Consider the following 1,609-nt stretch of genomic DNA (forward strand, 5'->3'; position numbering starts at 1 on the left):
CAGCCGAGTTTAATTGCAATCAATTAGAAGAATAAAGAAGAATTACTGCATTTCATAACTTATTTTTTTCTCTTTTTATTTCGTTTCTTTTTTATTTATACCTTCTCTTCTTTATCTTTAGTTTTATCTACTTATCAATAGTATCTACCGGCTCGAACTCGAATTTGATCGCCTTCCATACTTCACAAGCTGCGGCTAGTTCAGGACTCCATTTGCAAGCTGCTCGGATAATTTCATTACCTTCGCGAGCAAGATCGCGCCCTTCGTTACGAGCTTGTACACAGGCTTCTAAAGCCACTCGATTAGCTGCTGCACCAGGTGCATTTCCCCAAGGATGTCCTAAAGTTCCTCCACCAAATTGTAATACAGAATCGTCCCCAAAGATTTCGGTCAGAGCTGGCATATGCCAAACATGAATACCACCTGAAGCTACCGGTATAACACCTGGCATGGATACCCAGTCCTGAGTGAAAAAGATACCGCGAGCACGATCTTTTTCAATAAAATCATCGCGCAATAAATCAACAAAACCTAAAGTCATTTCGCGTTCCCCTTCTAACTTACCTACTACTGTACCGGAGTGGATATGATCTCCCCCAGACATACGCAATGCTTTAGCTAATACACGGAAATGCATACCATGATTTTTCTGTCTATCAATAACTGCATGCATTGCACGGTGAATGTGAAGAAGTAGGCCATTGTCGCGGCAATAATGAGCCAAAGTAGTATTTGCGGTGAATCCCCCAGTTAAGTAGTCATGCATTACAATAGGAACCCCTAATTCTCTTGCAAATACAGCTCTCTTAATCATTTCTTCACATGTACCCGCAGTCGCATTCAAGTAATGCCCCTTGATTTCACCGGTTTCGGCCTGTGATTTATAAATAGCTTCGGCACAAAAGACAAAACGGTCTCTCCAGCGCATAAATGGTTGTGAGTTTACGTTTTCATCATCTTTGGTAAAATCAAGTCCACCACGTAGACACTCATAACACGCTCTACCATAATTTTTTGCGGATAATCCCAATTTTGGTTTAATAGTACATCCCAATAAAGGACGACCATACTTGTTCAACTTATCTCTTTCAACTTGGATACCATGAGGCGGGCCTTGGAAAGTTTTTGAATAAGTAGGGGGAATTCGTAGATCCTCCAAACGTAGAGCACGTAGGGCTTTGAAACCAAATACGTTACCTACAATGGAAGTAAACATGTTAGTAACGGAACCCTCTTCAAATAGGTCTAATGGATAAGCTACATAACAGATCCATTGGCTGTCTTCCCCAGCAACAGGCTCGATGTGATAGCATCGTCCTTTGTAACGATCAAGACTGGTAAGTCCATCAGTCCAAACAGTTGTCCATGTACCAGTAGAAGATTCGGCAGCTACTGCAGCCCCTGCTTCTTCGGGCGGAACCCCAGGCTGAGGACTTACTCGGAATGCTGCCAAGATATCAGTATCCTTAGTTTCATACTCTGGGGTGTAGTAAGTCAATTTATAATCTTTAACACCAGCTTTAAATCCAACACCTGCTTTAGTTTCTGTTTGTGGTGACATAAGTCCCTCCCTATAACTCTTGAATTAAGAATTCTCACAATAACAGGG

At 41.8% G+C, this 1,609-nt stretch carries 1 protein-coding gene; it reads right to left on the bottom strand.

The features are described from left to right. Window positions 1-127 precede the first annotated feature (127 nt). A complete protein-coding gene (locus IE287_RS39645) occupies window positions 128-1,561 on the bottom strand; it encodes a form I ribulose bisphosphate carboxylase large subunit (protein ID WP_189214503.1) in 1,434 nt (477 codons plus the stop codon). Window positions 1,562-1,609: the final 48 nt, after the last annotated feature.

Origin of the sequence: Streptomyces omiyaensis (assembly GCF_014650895.1) — a bacterium.
Lineage (GTDB): Bacteria > Actinomycetota > Actinomycetes > Streptomycetales > Streptomycetaceae > Streptomyces > Streptomyces omiyaensis.

What these genes read in the sequence shown, in the direction of transcription:
- IE287_RS39645 (WP_189214503.1), bottom strand. Translation starts at nt 1,561, where the DNA reads ATGTCACCACAAACAGAAACTAAAGCAGGTGTTGGATTTAAAGCTGGT.